The sequence below is a fragment of the Nocardioides donggukensis genome (genome assembly GCF_014842875.1).
In the GTDB taxonomy this organism is placed as follows: domain Bacteria; phylum Actinomycetota; class Actinomycetes; order Propionibacteriales; family Nocardioidaceae; genus Nocardioides; species Nocardioides donggukensis.
Genome location: NZ_JACYXZ010000002.1, coordinates 369709 through 388301 on the forward strand (window position 1 = coordinate 369709; position 18593 = coordinate 388301).

The 18593-nt window shown below is 72.9% G+C and carries 21 protein-coding genes; 8 read left to right on the forward strand and 13 right to left on the reverse strand.

The genetic code is table 11. From position 1 onward, the window contains the following. Window positions 1–90: 90 nt before the first annotated feature. Both IE331_RS08115 and IE331_RS08120 read right to left on the reverse strand, forming a co-directional pair. Complete coding sequence (locus tag IE331_RS08115; RefSeq protein WP_192142392.1) at window positions 91–765, reverse strand: class F sortase; 675 nt, start codon at window positions 763–765, stop codon at window positions 91–93. After that, entirely contained in the window at window positions 762–1529 is a 768-nt protein-coding gene (locus IE331_RS08120; protein ID WP_192142394.1) for a DUF4397 domain-containing protein, read from the reverse strand. The genes IE331_RS08115 and IE331_RS08120 overlap by 4 nt, the downstream gene beginning before the upstream one ends. 122 nt (window positions 1530–1651) lie before the next feature. On the opposite strand from IE331_RS08120, the gene IE331_RS08125 reads away from it, so the two are divergent. The 6 genes from IE331_RS08125 (at window position 1652) to IE331_RS08150 (ending at window position 5617) form a co-directional block, all read left to right on the forward strand. Then, the gene (locus tag IE331_RS08125) at window positions 1652–3181 is read left to right on the forward strand and encodes an ATP-dependent DNA ligase (protein WP_192142396.1); all 1530 of its coding nucleotides are present in this window, start codon (window positions 1652–1654) and stop codon (window positions 3179–3181) included. 126 nt (window positions 3182–3307) lie between these two features. Continuing rightward, window positions 3308–3574, forward strand: a complete 267-nt coding sequence (locus tag IE331_RS08130) for an ATP dependent DNA ligase (RefSeq protein ID WP_201931430.1) — start codon at window positions 3308–3310, stop codon at window positions 3572–3574. 53 nt (window positions 3575–3627) lie between these two features. Further along, window positions 3628–3825, forward strand: coding sequence for a hypothetical protein (locus tag IE331_RS08135; protein WP_192142398.1), 198 nt, complete (start codon window positions 3628–3630; stop codon window positions 3823–3825). Then, on the forward strand, window positions 3809–4147 hold the full coding sequence (locus IE331_RS08140) for a type II toxin-antitoxin system PemK/MazF family toxin (protein ID WP_192142400.1): 339 nt from the start codon (window positions 3809–3811) through the stop codon (window positions 4145–4147). Before IE331_RS08135 ends, IE331_RS08140 begins: the two co-directional genes overlap by 17 nt. A 439-nt stretch (window positions 4148–4586) precedes the next feature. Continuing rightward, a complete protein-coding gene (locus IE331_RS08145; RefSeq protein ID WP_192142402.1) occupies window positions 4587–4811 on the forward strand; it encodes a PLDc N-terminal domain-containing protein in 225 nt (74 codons plus the stop codon). Between the two features lie 104 nt (window positions 4812–4915). Next, entirely contained in the window at window positions 4916–5617 is a 702-nt protein-coding gene (locus IE331_RS08150) for a TetR/AcrR family transcriptional regulator (protein WP_192142404.1), read from the forward strand. Here the strand turns inward: IE331_RS08150 and IE331_RS08155 are convergent, their stop codons facing one another. Beyond that, window positions 5618–6898 (reverse strand): acetyl-CoA C-acetyltransferase, encoded by a 1281-nt coding sequence (locus IE331_RS08155; protein WP_192142406.1) that lies wholly within the window; start codon window positions 6896–6898, stop codon window positions 5618–5620. 164 nt (window positions 6899–7062) lie between these two features. Here IE331_RS08155 and IE331_RS08160 point away from each other — a divergent pair, with 164 nt between their 5' ends. Both IE331_RS08160 and IE331_RS08165 read left to right on the forward strand, forming a co-directional pair. Beyond that, window positions 7063–8397, forward strand: coding sequence for a 3-oxoacyl-ACP reductase (locus IE331_RS08160; RefSeq protein WP_192142408.1), 1335 nt, complete (start codon window positions 7063–7065; stop codon window positions 8395–8397). 1 nt (window position 8398) lies between these two features. After that, a complete protein-coding gene (locus IE331_RS08165) occupies window positions 8399–9280 on the forward strand; it encodes a MaoC/PaaZ C-terminal domain-containing protein (RefSeq protein WP_192142410.1) in 882 nt (293 codons plus the stop codon). A 40-nt stretch (window positions 9281–9320) separates the two neighbouring features. Here the strand turns inward: IE331_RS08165 and IE331_RS08170 are convergent, their stop codons facing one another. The 10 genes from IE331_RS08170 to IE331_RS08215 form a co-directional block, all read right to left on the reverse strand. Continuing rightward, window positions 9321–10520, reverse strand: coding sequence for a M23 family metallopeptidase (locus tag IE331_RS08170; RefSeq protein WP_192142412.1), 1200 nt, complete (start codon window positions 10518–10520; stop codon window positions 9321–9323). Between the two features lie 138 nt (window positions 10521–10658). Beyond that, window positions 10659–11540, reverse strand: coding sequence for an acyl-CoA thioesterase (locus IE331_RS08175; protein ID WP_192142414.1), 882 nt, complete (start codon window positions 11538–11540; stop codon window positions 10659–10661). A 14-nt stretch (window positions 11541–11554) separates the two neighbouring features. After that, entirely contained in the window at window positions 11555–12484 is a 930-nt protein-coding gene (locus IE331_RS08180; RefSeq protein WP_201931432.1) for a proteasome assembly chaperone family protein, read from the reverse strand. A gap of 144 nt (window positions 12485–12628) precedes the next feature. Then, window positions 12629–13903 carry a hypothetical protein gene (locus IE331_RS08185; RefSeq protein ID WP_192142416.1) on the reverse strand — a complete coding sequence of 425 codons (1275 nt, stop codon included), beginning with the start codon at window positions 13901–13903 and terminating at the stop codon, window positions 12629–12631. Further along, entirely contained in the window at window positions 13884–15788 is a 1905-nt protein-coding gene (gene dxs, locus IE331_RS08190) for a 1-deoxy-D-xylulose-5-phosphate synthase (RefSeq protein WP_192142418.1), read from the reverse strand. Before dxs ends, IE331_RS08185 begins: the two co-directional genes overlap by 20 nt. Window positions 15789–15850: 62 nt before the next feature. Beyond that, window positions 15851–16774 (reverse strand): SMP-30/gluconolactonase/LRE family protein, encoded by a 924-nt coding sequence (locus tag IE331_RS08195; RefSeq protein WP_192142420.1) that lies wholly within the window; start codon window positions 16772–16774, stop codon window positions 15851–15853. Next, complete coding sequence (locus IE331_RS08200; RefSeq protein ID WP_192142422.1) at window positions 16771–17196, reverse strand: NUDIX domain-containing protein; 426 nt, start codon at window positions 17194–17196, stop codon at window positions 16771–16773. The genes IE331_RS08195 and IE331_RS08200 overlap by 4 nt, the downstream gene beginning before the upstream one ends. Window positions 17197–17241: 45 nt before the next feature. Continuing rightward, window positions 17242–17613, reverse strand: coding sequence for a hypothetical protein (locus tag IE331_RS08205; RefSeq protein WP_192142424.1), 372 nt, complete (start codon window positions 17611–17613; stop codon window positions 17242–17244). 53 nt (window positions 17614–17666) lie between these two features. Next, window positions 17667–18260 carry a DUF3105 domain-containing protein gene (locus IE331_RS08210; protein WP_201931434.1) on the reverse strand — a complete coding sequence of 198 codons (594 nt, stop codon included), beginning with the start codon at window positions 18258–18260 and terminating at the stop codon, window positions 17667–17669. Then, window positions 18257–18565: a thiamine-binding protein gene (locus IE331_RS08215; RefSeq protein WP_192142426.1), complete on the reverse strand. Its 309-nt coding sequence runs from the start codon at window positions 18563–18565 to the stop codon at window positions 18257–18259. Before IE331_RS08215 ends, IE331_RS08210 begins: the two co-directional genes overlap by 4 nt. Window positions 18566–18593: the final 28 nt, after the last annotated feature.

An 18593-nucleotide genomic window follows, 5' to 3' on the forward strand; every position in this document is an offset into this window, starting at 1 on the left:
GGTGCGGCCGGTGGTCGGGACGGGGGTCGGGCGGGTGTCTGCCGCCCGGCCGACGCTGCTCCGGCAACGGGCGCGGCGGCCTCTTGCCGCTCATGGCCGACCCGTGTGGACCGGGGGGCCCACGGGACGGGCCGTGACCACCGCGAGGTGCTGGTACCCGCCCCGTGCCCTGTCGTAGGGCGGGGCGCAGGTCACCAGGACCAGCCGCCGCGGGCCGCGTGGGGAGTGCAGCCCAGCTCGGTCGGCCAGCGACCCCTGGGGGATCAGCCGCAACGACTCCACGCGATGCTCCTGCCGCAGGCTCCGCGAGCCGAGCACGACCCGGTCGCCCGCGCGCACCGTGAGCAGGCCCGCGAACGGGCCCAGGCCGCGGGTCGTGGAGTCGATGTGCGCGGCCACCAGCGTCGCCCCGAAGGGGTCCCCCAGACGGGAGCCGCCTCGCCACCACCCGGCTTGCGCCACGCTCCGCGGCACGGCGAGCCGACCGTCCGGTCGGGTGCCGACGGCGCGGACCGGCACCACCGCACCTCCCGGCAGCGTGACCCTGCGGGGCGCCTCCGGTGCCCTGACGGAGTCAGCGGGGCGGGCCCGCCTGACCTCGGGCGGGGCGCTCTCCGAGCCGGTTGGAGCCTCCGGTGGCCGCGCCCGCGCCTGCGACCCGGTCACGTCGGGCGCCGACGGATCCGGCTCGGTCAGGGCCGCCGACGCGCCCGCGACCGCGGCCACGAGGAGCAGGGCCGGCAGGATCCACCGGAGCAGTCTCATCCGGGCCCGAAGGGAACGACCACCCGTTCGGCCGCCAGCCCCGCCGAGCCGGTGCGGATGGTGTCGGGGGCCACGGTGCCGTCGGCGCTCAGCGACGCCGTGTGGGCGACCACGTCCATCGAGCCGTCCCGCGGGTTGCCCACCGCGTAGACCATCGTCACCGTCCCGGCCTCGACCGCGAGGTCGAGCGGACCGAGGATCGGGTCGCTGGTCCGTCCGGTCGGCAGGAGCGCCACCCGGTGGCTGCCGCCCGGGAGGTCGGCCGTGGCGAACTCGCCGTTCGCGATGTTCGTGAAGACCGTCTCGCCGTTCACGCGCACGTCCGCCGGTGGCACCGTGGCCGTGTGGGCGAGCAGCACCCTGGCCTTGCCGGGGCCGATCGGCTTCGTGGGCATCGGGAAGGAGCTGACGACCGGGTCCCCGTCCACGGTGGCGGGTCGGTGGATCACCAGGTCGAGCGTCGCGCCGGACCGGACCCGGAACGCCGAGGTCACTCCCTCATCCGGCGCGGCACCGTCGGCACCGAACCAGACCTCGTGCGAGCCGGGTGCCAGCTCGACGGGATCGGTCACGGCGCCGGTGGCCGCGACCGCCTCCCCGTCGATGCGCACCTCGAGCGAACTGTCCGGAACGGCCGTGACGACCGTGACCGTGCCCGGCGTCGCCGGCGCTGCCGACTCGACCGCGCCGGTGGCCCCGGAGGCGACCGCTCCGGCAGCGAGAGTGAAGGCGCCCCCCACGAGCGCCGGGATCCAGAACCTCATGACTCCCCCGTCTGAGTCGAACCGGTTTCCGCTCTTCGAAGGGAACACGCCCGTCGCGGGCGGTCAACCCCAGTGCCGCCCCAGCGTTGCGGACCGGGGTCCGGCCCGGCAGATTGGCCGACATGCTCCTGAACACGCTGGTGGAGGCGTCGGCGGCGGTCGCCGCGACCCGGTCCCGCAAGACGAAGGTCTCGCTGCTGGCCGCCGTGCTGCGCGAGGTGGACGTCGCGGAGGCGGCGCTGGCCTGCTCCTACCTCGCCGGCAGCCTCCCCCAGCGGCGTACCGGTGTGGGCTGGCGAGGCCTCCGCGAGCTTCCGGACCCGGCCGAGGTCCCGGGTCTCACCGTGGCCGAGACGGACACGGCGTTCTCCCGGCTCGCGGCGACAGCCGGGGCGGGGTCCCAGGACGCCCGCGCCGCCCTGGTGCGCAGCCTGTTCGGCCGGGCGACGGCCGCCGAGCAGGGTTGGCTGCGTGGGCTGGTCACCGGAGAGCTGCGCCAGGGCGCCCTCGACGCGGTGGTCCAGGAGGCACTCGCCCAGGCGGCCGGGGTGCCCGTCGCCGCCGTCCGCAGGGCCGCCATGCTCACCGGCTCCACGTCGGGCATCGCCGAGCTGGCGCTCACCGAGGGCGAGCAGGGGCTGGCCGCGCTCCGGATCGAGGCCGGCCGTCCGGTGCTGCCGATGCTCGCCGCAAGCGCACCCGACGTGACCGCGGCGGTGGAGAAGCTGGGCGAGGTGCCGGTGGCGGTGGACTGGAAGCTGGACGGCATTCGGATCCAGGCCCACCGGGTCGACGGCGAGGTCCGGCTGGTGACGCGCAGCCTGGACGACATCACGCACCGGCTGCCGGAGGTGGTCCGGGTCGTCTCCGACTTGCCGGGCGACCGGCTGGTGCTGGACGGGGAGGCGATCGCGATCGGCCCCGACGGACGGCCGCTGCCCTTCCAGGACACCGCGTCCCGCACCGCCTCGACCGACGGCGTCGCGATCACGCCGTACTTCTTCGACCTGCTGCTCGAGGGCGACCACGACCTCCTGGACACCCCGGCCCGGGAGCGCTCGGACCGGCTCGCCCGCCTGGTGCCGGAGCAGCACCTGGTGCCCCGTCGGGTGGCGGGCAGCGCCGAGGAGGCGCGAGCCTGGTACGACGCGGCGGTCGGGGCCGGCCACGAGGGCGTGGTGCTCAAGTCACTGGACGCGCCCTACGCCGCGGGTCGGCGCGGGGCCGGCTGGGTCAAGGTCAAGCCGGTGCACACCGTCGACCTGGTGGTGCTCGCCGTCGAGCCCGGCTCCGGCCGGCGGACCGGCACGCTGTCCAACATCCACCTCGGGGCCCGGGACGCGACCACCGGCGAGCTGGTCATGGTCGGCAAGACGTTCAAGGGGATGACCGACGAGATGCTGGCCTGGCAGACCGAGCGGTTCACCGAGCTGATGACGCACCGCGAGGCTCACGTGGTGCACGTCCGGCCCGAGCAGGTCGTGGAGATCGCCTACGACGGAGTCCAGCGCTCCACCCGCTACCCCGGCGGCGTCGCGCTCCGGTTCGCGCGGGTCGTGCGCTACCGCGACGACAAGACAGCATCCGAGGCCGACACGATCGAGAGCGTGCGGGGTCTGCTCCAACCAGGGTCGCCCCGCTCAAGCCGATGAGCGGTGGGCATGGGGTCGTGTGCCTGAGAACGCGCTATAGCCCGGTCTCAGGCACACGACCCGACCTCCGAGCGAGCACCCGCGGCCATCCGCGTACAACCGCGCTCCGAGACCGCGCGCAAGGGGATGACCGACGAGATGCTGGCCTGGCAGACCGAGCGGTTCACCGGGCTGACGACGCGCCGCGAGGCTCACGTGGTGCACGTCCGGCCCGAGCAGGTCGTGGAGATCGCCTACGACGGAGTCCAGCGCTCCACCCGCTACCCCGGCGGCGTCGCGCTCCGGTTCGCGCGGGTCGTGCGCTACCGCGACGACAAGACAGCGTCCGAGGCCGACACGATCGAGAGCGTGCGGGGTCTGCTCCAGCCAGGATCGCCCCGCTCAAGCCGATGAGGGGTCGACGGGCGATGTAGACGGATCTGTCTACACCGCACTACCATGATGTCATGGCCGAGACGACGACGATCCGCATCAGTCGGGACACGCATGCGCGAGTGACTCGATTGGCAGCCGAACGCCACGAGACGATCGACGAGACGGTGAGCAAGGCGCTCCGAGCGCTGCGCCAGGACGCTATGGCGCGAGACCTTGCGGCGGAGCTCGCCGACGACGAGACGGCGTGGCTGGATGCTGACGCCGGGTGACGTCGTCGACCTGGAACTCGGAACGCCAGCTGGGAGCGAGGCCGGACTACGTCGACCGGCCATCGTCGTGACTGCGCAACGAATCCTGAAGGGTGGCCCGAACGTCGTCCAGGTGGTCCCGCTGACCCGTGCGATCCGCCAGAGCAGCACCGAGGTGATCATCGGCCCGGATGAGGGCAACGGTCTGGAGGCCCCTTCCTCCGCGCAGTGCCAGCATGTGCGCTCCGTGGCCACGACGCGCATCCGCGAGCGCACAGGAAATGTCGGCCCGGTCGTCCTCGGCGAGGTGCGCGAGACGCTCGGGCTGCTGCTCGACCTTTGATGCACGCGCACCGCTGCCGCACTGCGGGCAGAGCCCGCTCAAGCCGATGAGGGGACGAGCCTTCATGGAGGCGCGGAAGTGGGCACACTGTCGGCATGCCGACGAGGAACAGTGGGACACCGAGGCGACGCAGTATCGACCAACTGCTGAGTGAGGCGCGGTCACGGCTGGCGCGGCTCACTCCACGTGAAGCACACGGGGCTCAGCAGGACGGCGCTGTCCTTGTCGATATCCGGCCGGAGGCAAGCCGCGAGGCTGAAGGTTGCCTGCCCGGCGCGGTGGTGATCGAGCGGACCGTGCTGGAATGGCGGCTCGACCCGGCCAGCGTGGCGCGGATTCCTCTCGCCTCCTACGACCTGCACGTGGTCATCGTGTGCCTGAGAACGCGCTATAGCCCGGTCTCAGGCACACGACCCGACTGCCGCGTACGCTCAGGCCCATGCCAGCCAGCATCAAGCAGTGGAGCGACCTCTCCCCCGGGCAGCAGAAGGTGGTCGCCGTCATCGGCGTCGCCGAGGCCCTCGCGACGACCGCGGCCCTGTGGGACCTGGCCCGACGCCCGCGCAGCGAGGTCCGCGGTCCGAAGTGGCTGTGGGCGCTCGGGGTGACCGTCCAGCCGGTCGGGCCGCTCGCCTACTTCGCCGGGGGGCGACGCACCTCCTGACCGGCCCGCCCCGCCCGGGCAGTACCGCCCCGACCGGACGCTCGTCGGCACAGCAGTCAGCAACGTGTGCGACACGCAGTTACACACTTGTCTAGGATCGCCGCATGAGCGAGAGCGCCGGACCCGACCCCCAGGCGAGCGCGCCCCGACGGGGCAACGCCGCCGCCACCCGGCGCCGACTCCGCGAGCAGGAGATCCTGGCCGCCACCAGGGCGCTCTTCGACGAGCGCGGCGTGCGGGACGCCCAGATCGAGGACATCGCGAAGGCGGTCGGCACCAACCGGGCGATCATCTACCGGCACTTCTCCGGCAAGGAGGAGCTCTTCGCGTTGACCGTCGTCGGCTACCTCGAGGAGCTCCGCGAGCGGCTGGTGGCAGCCGCCGACGGGCACACCCGCCCCCGCGACCGGCTGGCGGCCGTGGTCGAGGCGTTCGTCGACTTCGGCATCGAGTACCCCGCGTTCGTCGACTGTGCCCAGGCGCTGATGCGGCGCTCCGGCTCGGAGCTGTTCGCCGAGATCAACGAGGCGGCCATGTTCCGCCTCGGCCGGGGCATCGCGGCCTGCCTGGGCACCCTCAGCGACGCCCTCGACGAGGGCGTCGCCTCCGGTGAGTTCCGGGTCGAGGACACGAACCTGCTGGCGAACCACATGTACGCCAGCGGGCTCGGTGCCCTGCAGCTGGCCCGGGTGGGGCTGCTCATCAAGGAGCTGGCCCCCGGCGTGCCGACGGTGGCGCCGGTGTCGGTCGACCAGATCAAGAGGTACCTGGTCGCGACCGGCCTGGCGCTCGCCGCCGGCGGCTGATCAGCGCTCGAGGATCGCGGTCACGCCCTGGCCGCCCGCGGCACAGATCGAGATGACCGCCTTGCCCTCGCCCTTCTCGGCCAGCAGCTTGGCGGCGTTGTGCAGGATCCGGCCCCCGGTCGCGGCGAAGGGGTGGCCGGCGGCGAGCGAGGAGCCGTTGACGTTCAGCTTGGTCCGGTCGATCGAGCCCAGCGGAGCGTCCAGGCCGAGCCGCTCCTTGCAGAAGATCGGGTCCTCCCACGCCTTCAGGGTGCTGAGCACCTGCGAGGCGAACGCCTCGTGGATCTCGTAGAAGTCGAAGTCCTGCAGGCTCATCCCGGCCCGGGCGAGCATCCGTGGCATCGCGTAGGCGGGCGCCATGAGCAGGCCCTCGTGACCGGTGACGTAGTCGACGGCGGCGGTCTCGTACCAGGTCAGGTGCGCCAGCACCGGCAGGTCGTGCTCCTGAGCCCACTCGTCGGAGGAGAGCAGCACCGTGGAGGCGCCGTCGGTCAGAGGGGTGGAGTTGCCGGCGGTCATCGTCGCGGCCTCGCCCTTGCCGAAGACCGGCTTGAGGGTCGAGAGCTTCTCCACGGTCGAGCCCGGGCGCAGGTTCTCGTCCCGCTCGTGGCCGAGGAAGCCGGTCATCATGTCGTCGAGGAAGCCCTCGTCGTAGGCGCGGGCCAGGTTGTGGTGCGACCGGGCGGCCAGCTCGTCCTGGTCCTCCCGGGTGATGCTCCACTCCAGGGCGGTCAGCGCGGCGTGCTCGCCCATCGACAGCCCCGTGCGGGGCTCGCCGTTCTGCGGGATCGCCGGCACCAGGTCGCCGGGGCGGATCTTCGCGAGTGCACCGAGCCGGCCCTTGAGGTCTCGGGCCCGGCTGGCCTCGAGCAGCGCCTTGCGCAGCCCCTCGCCCACGGCGATCGGCGCGTCGGAGGTGGTGTCGGCCCCTCCGGCCACACCCGAGTCGATCTGGCCGAGGGCGATCTTGTTGGCCACCTGCATGGCCGCCTGCAGGCCGGTGCCGCACGCCTGCTGGACGTCGTACGCCGGGGTCTCGGGCGACAGCTTCGACCCGAGCACGGTCTCCCGGGCCAGGTTGAAGTCCCGGCTGTGCTTGAGCACCGCGCCCGCGGCCAGCTCGCCGAGCCGCTCCCCGCGCAGGCCGTACCGGTCGACCAGCCCGTCGAGGGCGGCGGTGAGCATGTCCTGGTTCGAGGCGCGGGCGTAGGCGCTGTTCTGGCGCGCGAACGGGATGCGGTTGCCGCCGAGGACGGCCACGGGACGGGTGTTGCCCTGCATAGTCAGCTCCTGAGTCGAATCGGTGCTCCTATCCTTGCCTGCGGAGGCCATCAGGCCAAAGCAGTGAGTCGGAGATCACGAAATGTGGACTCCGAGTTACACCTGCTGTTGCATAGCATCGGAACGCCCCCCGTGCACCCGTCCGAAAGGGACAGACCACCCCCATGAGCGACCGCTACCAGTCCTTCACCCAGTCCTCGATCGGCCGGCTCCTGGTCAAGAACCTGGGCCTGCCCGACCCGATGCCCCTCGAGCGCTGGTCGGAGGGCTCCTCCCTGGTGGCGGGCACCGTGGTCGTGGGCGGCGCCGGTCGGCTGGCCGATCAGGTCGTCGCCTCGCTCGACGGCCTCGGGGTGGCCAACACCCGGGTCGCCGCGGACGCCGAGCGCTACAAGGGCCTGGTCCTCGACGCCACCGGGATCACCACCAGCACGGAGCTGTCCGCCCTGCGGGAGTTCTTCACCCCGCTGATGCGCAGCCTGCACCCGTGCGCCCGGGTGGTCGTGCTCGGCACTCCCCCGGAGCTGGTCGAGGGCGGGGAGCGGATCGCGCAGCGCGCCCTCGAGGGCTTCACCCGCTCGCTCGGCAAGGAGATCGGCCGCGGCTCGACCGTCCAGCTGGTCTACGTGGCGCCGGGTGCGGAGAAGGCCGTCGACTCCACGTTGGCGTTCCTGCTCTCGCCGAAGTCGGCGTACGTGTCCGGCCAGGTCGTCCGGATCGGCGTCACCGGCAAGAAGAAGGCCACCGCCCTCGCCGACTGGGAGCGACCGCTCGCGGGCAAGGTCGCGATCGTCACCGGCGCCAGCCGCGGCATCGGCGAGCAGATCGCCCGGGTCCTGCACCGCGACGGCGCCACGATCCTCGGCATCGACGTCCCGCAGGCCGCCAGCGAGCTGCAGGCGCTGATGAGGGAGCTGAACGGCGACCACCTGACGCTGGACATCACCCACTCCGACGCGCCCCAGCGGATCGCGCACCACGTGACCACGCAGCACGGGGGTGTCGACGTGGTCGTCCACAACGCCGGCATCACCCGCGACAAGAAGCTGGCCAACATGGACGCGGACCGCTGGGGCTCGGTGCTCTCGGTGAACCTGGTCGCACCCGAGCTGATCACCCGGGCGCTGCTCGAGGCCGGGGCGATCAACGCCAACGGCCGGATCGTCGGGGTGGCCTCGATCGCCGGCATCGCCGGCAACCTGGGGCAGACCAACTACGCCACGTCGAAGGCGGGCGTCATCGGCCTGGTCGACTCCCTGGCCGGCGAGCTCAAGGACGGGATCACCGTCAACGCCGTCGCCCCGGGCTTCATCGAGACCAAGATGACCGCCGCCGTGCCGTTCGCCACCCGCGAGGTCGGCCGCCGGCTGAACGCGATGTCGCAGGGCGGTCTCCCGGTCGACGTGGCCGAGACCATCGCCTGGTACGCCAGCCCCGCGTCCACCGCCGTCAACGGCAACGTGGTCCGGGTCTGCGGCCAGATGATGCTGGGCGCCTGACATGACCACCGTGCGCACCCTCGACCCCCAGGCCGGCGCCGGCCTGGGCACGATGCTCCGCGCCGCCCTGCCGACGGTCCCGGTCGTGAACCGGCTGCCCGGGGTCCGGAAGTCCACGAAGGACCTCCCGGACCTGACGGTCCGCCGCGAACGGGTGGCGGTGGAGCGGTCCCAGGTCGACGACTACGCGGCCGTGTGCGGCTTCCCGACCCGGGACGTGGTGCCGCTGACCTACCTGCACATGCTGGCCTTCCCGCTGCACATGGCGATCATGACCGACACCTCGTTCCCGTTCCCGGCGATCGGCACGGTCCACCTCGAGAACGCGATCACCCGGCACCGGCCGGTCCGCGTCGGCGAGCGGGTCTCGCTCTCGGCCCGCGCGGAGCACCTGCGCACCCACGCCAAGGGCCGGGCGTTCGACCTGGCGGTCACCGCGGACGTCGACGGCGAGACCGTGTGGGAGAGCACGTCGACCTACCTGCGCCTGGGCGGGGGCGACCGCGAGCACGGCGAGCGCGGCACCGTCTTCGCCGAGGTCGCCTCGGGGGGACCCACGTGGCGGCTCCCGGGTGACTTGGGGCGGCGGTACGCCGCGGTGTCGGGCGACCACAACCCGATCCACCTCTACCCGCTCACCGCCAAGGCGTTCGGGTTCCCCCGGCACATCGCGCACGGGATGTGGACCAAGGCACGGGCGGTGGCCGCCCTGGAGAACCGGCTGCCGGACGCGGTCGTGGTCGAGGTCGGCTTCAAGAAGCCGGTCTTCCTGCCGGGCACGGTCGGCTTCGGGGCGACCCGCACCGCCGACGGCTACGACTTCGCCGTCAACCACCCGACCTCGGGCGCCCCGCACCTGCTGGGCCGCACCACCGCCCGCTGAGCCCTCCCCGGCCCGCAGCGCGCGACGGTGCGGACCCGGGTCAGCGCGGGCGGCCGAAGCGGATCGTGGTCTGGCTGCGCATGGCCGAGGTCGGCGAGGCGGCCCGGCGCTGCTTGTACTGCGCCGTCCCCGGCGTCCAGGCGCCGAGGTCCGTGCGGCCGTTGCCGTCCCAGTCGCCGGTGACCGGCAGGTCCCCGACGCTGCCGAACGGCACGTTGGCGTGCCAGACGATGCCCTCCTTGTCGACCTTGCGCAGCGTGTAGGTGGCGGTGGCCTGGTCGAACACGCCGACCTCCCACCGGCCGTCGCCGTCCCAGTCGCCGGTGACCGGCAGGTCGTCGCGGTCACCGAGCTTGACCCTGGTCACCGCTCCCCCGGCCGAGCGCAGAGCGAACTCACCGCGGGCGGCGTCCCAGGTCCCGACCTCGAAGACGCCGTCGCCGTCCCAGTCGCCCGCGACCGGCTTGTCGGTGGCGTTCCCGAACCGGAACACCACCCGGCCTCCGGGCACCTTGAGCCGGAAGCGCTGGCTGGTCGGGCGGAAGATGCCGGCGTTCGCCCTGCCGTTGCCGTCCCAGTCGCCCAGGACCGGCTCGTCGGTGGCGCGTCCGGCCTTCTTCACCTTCACGCTGCCGTCGGGGCGCCGGATCCGGAAGACCGACGGGGTGGAGCGGCGGAAGATCACCATCTCGGCCTCGGGACCCTTCACCCAGTTGGTCGCCAGGGGCACGTCGACGCAGTTCCGCGAGGTCAGGGTGGAGCCGAAGACGTACCTGATCCCGGAGAAGTAGGGCCAGACCACCTGGCCGGAGGCGCGCTGCTCGAAGTGCAGGTGCGGCCCCGAGGAGTTCCCGGTGCTGCCCAGCGTCCCGATCTGCTGGCCCTGGTCGACCCGCTGGCCGACCCGGACCATGACCGTGTTCATGTGGGCGTAGAGCGACTTCTCGTCGTTGCCGTGGTCGATCACGACCCACCGGCCGTAGCCGCTGTCGGCCACCGTGTCGGCGGTGGTCACCACGCCCGGCGCGGTGGCCACGATCGGGTCGTTCAGGTCGTCGGGCCGGTTGAAGTCGATGGCCCGCTTGCTCGGGCTGTGCGCGTCCCGGGTGCTGCCGGTCCAGGACTGACCGCAGGGGAAGGGCATCTCGTGGGGCGTGACCGGCTCGGCGTTGGCCGGGGCGGCGGTCAGCACGATCCCGACCGCCACACCTGCGGCGACGAGCGAACGGCGTACCTGCATGGGACATGCCTTTCCTGGGGAAGGAGACCCATCCGTCACATGAGGAACATGAGCGGTCCTGAGCCACAAGAGCGCTCAAAAGTAACCGCTGTACGGCGTGTCTGTCACCGATTCCCGCGAAATTCCGTGCTAGGCGCCTCAGGAGGAGGTGGTCGCCTCGGGGTCGCGGTGCCGGATCAGGCCCTCCTGGGCGACGGTCGCGACCAGCTCACCGCTCTCGGAGTAGACGCTCGCCAGGCTGAGCCCGCGGCCTCCCGTGGCGCGCGGCGCGTGCTGGTCGAAGAGCCACCACTCGTCGGCCCGGAACGGCCGGTGGAACCAGATCGTGTGGTCCAGGGAGGCCGCCTGCATGCCCGGGGCGGAGATCACCACGCCGTGCGGCACGAGGGCGGCGCCCAGCAGCGTCATGTCGCTGGCGTAGGTGAACGTCGCGAGGTGCTCGAGCGGGTCGTCGGAGAGCCGGTCGGCCACCCGGATCCACAGCTGCGACCGAGCCGGCCGCGCCGGATCCTCCGAGACCCCGCCGGTGGCGGAGTTCCCCAGGTAGCGGACGTCGAGCGCCGCCCACTCCCGCGCCCAGTGCTCGGCCCGCCCGTCCTGCCGAGCCCCGAACATCTCGGCCAGGCCGATGCCCTCCTCGGGAGGGGCGACGTCGGGCATGACGTCCTGGTGCTCGAACCCGCCCTCCGGGATCTGGAAGTTGGCCGACATCAGGTAGATCGGTCGGCCGTGCTGCCTGGCCACCACCCTCCGGGTGGCGAACGACCGGCCCTGCCGCAGGTCCTCGACGTCGTAGACGATCGGGACGGCGGTGTCACCGGGCCGCAGGAAGTAGGAGTGCAGCGAGTGGACGTGGTAGTCCGCCGGGACCGTCCGCGCCGCCGCGATCAGGGCCTGGGCGGCCACCTGTCCGCCGAACACGCGCTGCAGCTCGGTGTCCGGCTGGCGCCCGCGGAACAGGTTGCCGTCGATGTCCTCGATGTCCAGGAGCTCGACGAGCTCCGCGACCGACTTGGGCACAGGGGTCCTCCCGCTCAGTTCCGGCCGTCGGGCTCGTCCAGCCCGGCCAGGAACTGCTGGAACTGCTCACCGATCTCGTCGCCGGTGGGGATCTCCTCGTCCTCGGCGAGCAGGCTGCTGCCCTCCTCCTCGGCCCGGGCGAAGGCGTCGTACTGCTGCTCGAGCCCGGCCACCACCTCGGCCACCTCGGGGTTCTCCTCGAGGTAGGAGGCGACCTCGCCGTCGCGCAGCTGCGCGGCGACCTTGAGCGGGTCGAGGTCGAAGGACAGGCCCGTCGAGTCCTCGACCCCCTGCAGCAGGGCGAGCGCGGCGGCCGGGTGGTCGAACTGGGCGAGGTAGTGCGGCACGTGGGCGACGTACCCGGTCATCGGGTGCCCGGACTCCCCCAGGCGCAGCTCCAGCAGCGCGGTCACCGAGGCGGGGATCCGGAGCTCGCCGCGCCAGCTGTTGGTCCGCAGCATGAGCTCGGGGTCGTTCGCGTGCTGGGTGACCGTGATGGGGCGCGAGTGCGGAACCGCCATCGGGACCGACGCCAGCGAGACCAGTGGCCGGGCGCCGAAGTGGTCGACGACCCCGCGCAGGGCCCGGACGAAGCCCTCCCAGCGGGTGTCGGGCTCCGGGCCGGTGAGGAGCAGGTACGGACGGTCCAGGGTGTCGCGCTGCAGCCGGACCACCAGGCGCGGGGCGTCGTAGCTCTCGTAGTGGTCGCGGACGAACGAGACCGCCGGGCGCCGGGCGCGGTAGTCGTGGAAGACGTCCACGTCGAAGGTCGCCACGACCGGCCCGGAGGCGCGATCGTCCGGCAGGCCGCCCTCGAGCAGGTGCTGGACGGCGACTCCGGCCCCGTTGCCGGCGTCGAGGAACCCGTGCAGGGCCACCAGCATCGGAAGGGGCTCGCCCTCGCCGATGCCCTCGACGTCGTCGACGATGTGCACGAACTTCACGGGGGACCTTTCCCGGCCGGTGCCCCGGGTGGGCCGACCGCTCCTCTCGAGCCTAGTGCGCCAACCCCGGCCCGCGGCGGGGTGTTCCCCGATCCCGGGGTGGCGCACGCCACAGCCCGGCCGGGTCCGGGTGCCGCGTCACCCTCAGCCGAAGGTGGCCAGGATCTTCGCGCCCGCGGCACCGGCGAGGTCCGTGCCACGCACCCCGATCACCTCGCGCAGCACGGCGCCCTGGTCGGACTCGCGGGTGCCCGAGCCGGCCCGCATCGCGTCGAGCAGCCGCCACAGCGCCGGCTCGCCGTAGGCGTCGGCCACGTGCTCGCAGGCGTACCACGCGATGCCGTAGTTGGCCCCGGACTTCGGGCCGTTGAAGGAGGACCCGGCAGGCAGCCGGACCACGCCGGCCCGGGCGGCGGCCACCGCGTCGCGGGAGATCCGCCGTTCGAACTCCGGGACCGGCCGGACCGAGACGTACTCGGCCAGCCCCTCGGAGAGCCAGGTGGGCACCCGGTCGTCGCGGCTGCCCAGCGCCACGTGCGTCAGCTCGTGCCTGATCAGGCGGTCCCGCACGTCGTCGTTGCGATCGACCATGCGCGGGTGCAGCATGAAGCGGGTGCCGGCGAGCCGGTCGCCGTCCGGGCCGCCGCGCACCGGGAACGTGACGCCGTCCAGTCGGTCCGGGTCGCCGCCGGGCAGGTTGTCCAGCTCGGCCAGGACCCGGATGTCGCTGAGGGCGTAGAGGACGACCTTCCGGTCCCACTCCAGCGGGACCGCGCTGCCGACCGCCGCGATGCCGTCCTCGACGGCGTCGATGATCTGCTCCGAGGCGCCCACGCTGCCGGTGTCGAAGACGCCGAGGACGCCGTCGCCCCGCTGGACCTCGATCCGGGTGATGTCCCACGGCGCCGGCTCGATGTCGCGCTGCCGGTTGAAGCCGGCGTCCCGGTCCGAGGTCAGGACCAGCCCGCCGTCGCCGTCCGGGGCGAAGGTGAACAGGGCCGGCGTCGTCACCGGGTGCCGGTCGAAGCCGGCGAGCTGCATCCGGGTCGAGACCACCACCTCGACCCGGCCGTCCGGCCCGAGTCGCGGCGCGCCCCCGAGCCGGTGCCGGAACCGTCCCAGCGGCAGCTCGCGGAGGTTGTGGAAGTAGCGGCGCTGGCGCCTCTCGAACCTCGCCCGGTCGGTGGAGACGTCGCGCAGGAACGTCGACAGGTCGCCGTCGCGGACCGCGCCGGAGCGGCGCCGGAGGAGCTCACGGACCTGCTCGGAGGCGACCACGGCGGGGTCCGCCTCCGGGGTGACCTCCTGGAGCACCTCCGACGGGGTGCACGAGGTCAGCGCGCCGAGGACCAGGACGGCCGACAGCGCGGCGGCGATCGGTCCCCGGCGACGGGGCGGCTCAGTGCGCCCGGTCGACATCGACCAGCGCCTGCCCGTCACCCACCGCCGTGATGTCCTCGACGATGCCGCGGGCCAGGGACTGGGGGGCCAGCCCGATCCGCTCGAGGATCGCGGCCCGCTTCGCGTGCCCGAGGAACTCCTGCGGGATGCCGTGCAGCCGGACCGGCGTGGACACCCCGGCGTCGTTGAGGGTCTGCAGCAGCACCGCGCCGCAGCCACCCACCACACCGTTGTCCTCGATGCTGACCACCAGCCGGTGGTCGCGGGCCAGGTCGACCAGGGCCGGGTCCACGGGCTTGACCCAGCGCGGGTCGACGACGGTGACGCCGATGCCCTGCGCCTCCAGCCGCCCGGCCACGTCCACGGCGGTGGTGGCCATCGCCCCGACGGCGACGACCAGCACGTCCTTCGGGCCGCTCCGGGCCAGCACGTCCATGCCGCCCGCGCGGGAGTGCGGCTCGATGTCCGCGGGCGGCGGGCCCTTGGGGAACCGGACCACCGTGGGGGCGTCGTCGACCGCTACCGCCTCACCGAGCAGCTCGCGCAGCCGGGTCGCGTCGCGCGGAGCGGCGATCCGCAGCCCGGGGACGACCTGGAGCACCGACATGTCCCACATGCCGTTGTGGCTGGCGCCGTCGTCGCCGGTGACCCCGGAGCGGTCCAGGACGAACGTGACGCCGCACCGGTGCAGGGCCACGTCCATCAGGACCTGGTCGAAGGCGCGGTTGAGGAACGTCGCGTAGACCGCGACCACCGGGTGCAGCCCGCCGAGCGCCAGCCCGGCAGCGCTGGTCGCGGCGTGCTGCTCGGCGATGCCCACGTCGAAGGTGCGCTCCGGGAACCGCTCGGCGAACTGGTCCAGGCCCACCGGGTGCATCATGGCGGCGGTGATCGCGACCAGGTCCTTGCGCTGCTCGCCGAGGTGCACGATCTCGTCGGCGAAGACGTCGGTCCAGATCCGGCCCTTCGGGCTCTCCTCGCCGGTCTCGACGTCGAAGGGTCCGGGCGCGTGGAACTGGTCGGCCTCGTGCCGCTCGGCCGCGTCGTACCCGAACCCCTTGCGGGTCATCGCGTGCACGATCACCGGCCCGCCGAAGCGCTTCGCCCGGCCGAGCGCCTGCTCCATGGCCGCGAGGTCGTGGCCGTCGACCGGGCCGACGTACTTCAGGCCGAGGTCCTCGAAGAGCCCCTGCGGGGCGAGGGCGTCCTTCATGCCCTTCTTGACCGCGTGCAGGGCGTCGTACGCCGCCGGCCCGACCGCGGGGACCGCGTTCAGCCGGCGCTTGACCTGCTCGAGCACGGCCTCGTAGCGCGGGTTCGTGCGCAGCGACGTCAGGGCGGTCGCCAGCCCGCCGATCGTCGGCGTGTAGGAGCGACCGTTGTCGTTGACGACGATGACCAGCCGGCTGGCCTTCGCGATCGCGATGTTGTTGAGCGCCTCCCAGGCCATGCCCCCGGTGAGCGCCCCGTCGCCGATGACGGCCACGACGTGCCGGTCCTCGCGCCGGATGGCGTAGGCCTTGGCGAGGCCGTCGGCGTACGAGAGGGCGGTCGAGGCGTGCGAGTTCTCGACGATGTCGTGCTCGGACTCGGCCTGGCTCGGGTAGCCGGAGAGACCACCCTCCGTGCGCAGGCCCCCGAACTCGCCGGCGCGGCCGGTGAGCATCTTGTGGACGTAGGCCTGGTGGCCGGTGTCGAACACCACCCGGTCCCGCGGTGAGTCGAAGACCCGGTGGATGGCCATCGTGAGCTCGACCACGCCCAGGTTCGGGCCGAGGTGGCCGCCGGTGCGCGAGCAGACCCCGACGAGGACGTCGCGGATCTCGGCGGCCAGCTGCTCGAGCTCGTCGGCCGAGAGGCCACGGAGGTCACGCGGGGTCGAGATCGACTCCAGGTGTCCCATGCGTGGTGCCCTCGTTCTCTCGACGGATCGTGCTCGTGCCGCTCCGAGTCTAGGTGATCGGCTCAGAGATCGAGAACGGCCACGGCGGGCTCGTGGAGGCTTCCCATCCAGACCCGACCCCGGTGCTCACGGACGCCGGTGACCATGTGGAAGTCGGGGGTGGACACGTCGAGGTCGTGGACCAGCGTGCCGGCGTCGTCGTAGGCGTGCACCCGCACCGTGCGCTTCGGCTTCGGCTGCAGTCGCTCGGGGATCCGGGTCACCAGCCGCCGCAGGGGCAGCGGGCCGCGCTGGATGCGCTCGACGACCGGGTCGGTCGGGCTGGCCAGGGAGACCCAGATCAGGCCGTCGCTGCCCCGGGCGATGTTGTCGGGATAGCCGGGCAGGTCCTTGGCCAGGTGGTCGCGCTCTCCGGCCCGGGCACCGGTCAGCCAGAGCCGGACCACGGTCCGGGCGGCGGTCTCGGCGACGGCGACGTAGTCCTCGCCGGGGCCGAGCGCGACCCCGTTGGCGAAGGCCAGACCCTCGAGCAGGACGCTCACCTGGCCGGTGGCGTCGCGCCTGAGCAGCCGGCCGGTGCGGGTGTCCTCGACGAAGTCCCTCTTCCACTCGTCGATGCCGTACGTCGCCGAGGAGTCCGAGAAGTAGATGGTGCCGTCGCCGACCACCGCCGCGTTGTTGCAGAACCGCATCGGGCGGCCGTCCACCTCGGTGACCAGCGGCTCGAGGTCGCCGGTGTCGGGATGCACCGCGAGCAGGCCGCGCCGGGCGTCGCACACCAGCATCCGACCGTCCGGGAGCCACTCCAGACCGAGCGGACGCCCGCCGGTGTGGCCGATCCGCTGGATCTGTCGGCCGTCCGGGCTCACCCGGAGGAGCGATCCGTCGTCGGTGCCGGTGTAGGCGAAGCCGGCGTACTCGCCCAGCTCGGCGACCAGCACGTCCTCGGCGCCGTCGCCGGGGACGGGGAACACGGTGAGGCTCATCGGCACATCTCCTGGTAGAGGTCGGAGTCGAGGAAGCGGGGCAGCGCGAGCGCGGCGGACGTGGTCAGGTCGAGGGTCCGGGCCCGACCGGCGTCGACGAAGACGATCCGCCGACCCTCGCCCACGACGATGTCGTCGTCGGCCAGGTCGCACCGGACCGCGTAGAGGCAGACCTCGTCCGTGGTGCCGGTCGCCTCGTGGAAGACCCGGAACGACTCGACCAGCCGCAGCCCGGCCTCGAGCACGATGCCGGTCTCCTCGGCGAGCTCGCGGTAGGCGGCCTGCTCGTGGGTCTCGCCCGACTCGACGCCGCCACCCGGGAAGCCCCACCGCTCGGGGTCGAGGACGGGGTGCTCGTCGCGCTCCTGGAGGAGCACGGCGCCACCTCCGTCCACGACGGCGACACTGGAGAACCGGGGCACGCTCGCACCCTAGCGCCCGCCCGGAGCGCCGGGCCCGGCCCGGAGCTACAGGCGGGCGACGAACCTGCGGCCGCGCAGTGCCTCCTCCACCAGGCCGACCGCCCGGCGCTGGGCCAGCAGCCGGGCCGACTCCTGGTGCCAGGTCTGCACGGCGACCTCGACGACGTCCGGCTCGGCGACCTCGCGCAGCTCCGCCCGGGCCTCGCTCAGGCCGCGCCGGCAGGCCAGCTGGGCTGCCTCGACGTGCAGGACCGCGAACCTCGCGAGCACCACCACGTGCCGGCGCAGGGTCGGGTAGGACCGGTACTCCGGCGGCGTGATGTCGAGCAGCCAGTCGGCCGCGCTGCGCTCCCAGTCGGGAGCGTCCGGGGGCCGGACCTGCGCGGGCCAGCCGGGTGGGGAGACGAGGGAGGCCATGCGGCCATCCTACGCTGAATTCGAATGCGTGTTCGAATTGTGGTGGATCCGGCTCAGATCGCGGTCCCGGCGTCGTACACCACGTCCCCGCCGGGGCAGCCGACGCCGGTCTCGGGGGCGGTGCCGCCGTCGCCGAACTCGTTCACGAAGAGCCCGAGCCGCGGGTCATCGGCGCCGTCCAGCTCCAGCTGCCGCTCCCAGACGGTCACCACCACGGGCGCGGGCAGGCCCTCGTACGGCGAGAGGATGCCGAACTCCGGGAGCGCGGCCTCGAGGACGGCCACGTCGTCGGCCCCGAGATCGGGGTCGTAGGTGATCCACACGGTGCCGTGCTCGAGCGAGTGGACGGCGTTCTCCTCGCGGACCGGGCGGTCGTAGCTGCCGCAGTCCAGCCAGGTCTCGTCGTGCTCGCCGCCGGCCGGCGGCGAGGTCTCGTAGTCGACCTCGTCCTCGACGTGGGTGGTCGGCAGGTCCTCAAAGACCCGGACGTCGGCCAGCCCGCCGCCCGATGATCCGCCCGACGAGCCGCCCGACGAGCCCAGCGTGCCGCTGCGCGCGTCGCCGGCATCCAGCGCGCCCGGGAGCAGCGCGGCGGCACCGAGGACCAGCAGTGCGGCGACCGAGGCGAGCACCAGCCGACGCCTCACGCGCCGCCCTCCAGCGCCCGCTCGACGCGCTCCACCTTCGCGGTGAGCTGGCCGCAGTCGTGGCCGGCCCGCAGGTCCGCCTTGAGCACCAGGCCGACCCGTGGCGACGTGGCGGCGACGACGTCGACGGCGCGCTTGACCACCGCCATGACCTCGTCCCACTCCCCCTCGATGTTGGTGAACATCGCGTTGGTCTCGTGCGGCAGCCCGGACTCGCGCACGACCCGGACCGCCGCGGCGACCGCCTCGCTGACACCGCCGCTCTCGTCACCGGACATCGGACTGATGCTGAACGCCACGATCATGGACCCAGCCTGCCAGCACCGGCCTGAC

Excerpts from the sequence above, each read along its gene's own strand:
- IE331_RS08115 (WP_192142392.1), bottom strand. The coding sequence starts at position 765 with ATGAGACTGCTCCGGTGGATCCTGCCGGCCCTGCTCCTCGTGGCCGCG.
- IE331_RS08120 (WP_192142394.1), bottom strand. The coding sequence starts at position 1,529 with ATGAGGTTCTGGATCCCGGCGCTCGTGGGGGGCGCCTTCACTCTCGCT.
- IE331_RS08125 (WP_192142396.1), top strand. The coding sequence starts at position 1,652 with ATGCTCCTGAACACGCTGGTGGAGGCGTCGGCGGCGGTCGCCGCGACC.
- IE331_RS08130 (WP_201931430.1), top strand. The coding sequence starts at position 3,308 with ATGACCGACGAGATGCTGGCCTGGCAGACCGAGCGGTTCACCGGGCTG.
- IE331_RS08135 (WP_192142398.1), top strand. The coding sequence starts at position 3,628 with ATGGCCGAGACGACGACGATCCGCATCAGTCGGGACACGCATGCGCGA.
- IE331_RS08140 (WP_192142400.1), top strand. The coding sequence starts at position 3,809 with ATGCTGACGCCGGGTGACGTCGTCGACCTGGAACTCGGAACGCCAGCT.
- IE331_RS08145 (WP_192142402.1), top strand. The coding sequence starts at position 4,587 with ATGCCAGCCAGCATCAAGCAGTGGAGCGACCTCTCCCCCGGGCAGCAG.
- IE331_RS08150 (WP_192142404.1), top strand. The coding sequence starts at position 4,916 with ATGAGCGAGAGCGCCGGACCCGACCCCCAGGCGAGCGCGCCCCGACGG.
- IE331_RS08155 (WP_192142406.1), bottom strand. The coding sequence starts at position 6,898 with ATGCAGGGCAACACCCGTCCCGTGGCCGTCCTCGGCGGCAACCGCATC.
- IE331_RS08160 (WP_192142408.1), top strand. The coding sequence starts at position 7,063 with ATGAGCGACCGCTACCAGTCCTTCACCCAGTCCTCGATCGGCCGGCTC.
- IE331_RS08165 (WP_192142410.1), top strand. The coding sequence starts at position 8,399 with ATGACCACCGTGCGCACCCTCGACCCCCAGGCCGGCGCCGGCCTGGGC.
- IE331_RS08170 (WP_192142412.1), bottom strand. The coding sequence starts at position 10,520 with ATGCAGGTACGCCGTTCGCTCGTCGCCGCAGGTGTGGCGGTCGGGATC.
- IE331_RS08185 (WP_192142416.1), bottom strand. The coding sequence starts at position 13,903 with ATGTCGACCGGGCGCACTGAGCCGCCCCGTCGCCGGGGACCGATCGCC.
- dxs (WP_192142418.1), bottom strand. The coding sequence starts at position 15,788 with ATGGGACACCTGGAGTCGATCTCGACCCCGCGTGACCTCCGTGGCCTC.
- IE331_RS08195 (WP_192142420.1), bottom strand. The coding sequence starts at position 16,774 with ATGAGCCTCACCGTGTTCCCCGTCCCCGGCGACGGCGCCGAGGACGTG.
- IE331_RS08205 (WP_192142424.1), bottom strand. The coding sequence starts at position 17,613 with ATGGCCTCCCTCGTCTCCCCACCCGGCTGGCCCGCGCAGGTCCGGCCC.
- IE331_RS08215 (WP_192142426.1), bottom strand. The coding sequence starts at position 18,565 with ATGATCGTGGCGTTCAGCATCAGTCCGATGTCCGGTGACGAGAGCGGC.